This is a genomic window from Achromobacter piechaudii NBRC 102461 (assembly GCF_001571245.1).
Taxonomy (GTDB): domain Bacteria; phylum Pseudomonadota; class Gammaproteobacteria; order Burkholderiales; family Burkholderiaceae_B; genus Achromobacter; species Achromobacter piechaudii.
Window position 1 is genome coordinate 1 of sequence record NZ_BCTK01000030.1, and the last position, 518, is coordinate 518.

Annotated in this window: 1 rRNA gene; it reads left to right on the forward strand. The window is 45.9% G+C overall.

Annotation, left to right across the window (positions count from 1 at the left end):
• Nucleotides 1-237 precede the first annotated feature (237 nt).
• Nucleotides 238-518 (forward strand): 23S ribosomal RNA (locus tag API01S_RS28635); the annotation flags it as partial.

Here is a 518-nt window from a genome sequence, read left to right on the forward strand (position 1 = left end):
CAGCGTTATGAGTTGGGTTTTACTCAACAGCTATATTCGTTCTTTAACAATCTGGAAGAAGCACAACGAAATGTACTTATCAAGTACTCGGCGCAAGTCGACGAAGATAAGTACGGGTTGTGATTGCATTATTTTGTTCCAAGTTCTCAAGACTGGGGTGAATAACCTCAGACTGCTTTGAAACTTATGAACGGCACAAACGCTAATACTCAGGTCCTATAGCCTACAGCGTTATAGGATCAAGCGACTAAGTGCATATGGTGGATGCCTTGGCGATCACAGGCGATGAAGGACGTAGTAGCCTGCGAAAAGCTACGGGGAGCTGGCAAACAAGCTTTGATCCGTAGATGTCCGAATGGGGAAACCCACTGCAGCAATGCAGTATCCCTAGCTGAATACATAGGCTAGTGGAAGCGAACCGGGTGAACTGAAACATCTCAGTAGCTCGAGGAAAAGAAATCAACCGAGATTCCGAAAGTAGTGGCGAGCGAAATCGGAAGAGCCTTTACGTTTTAGCA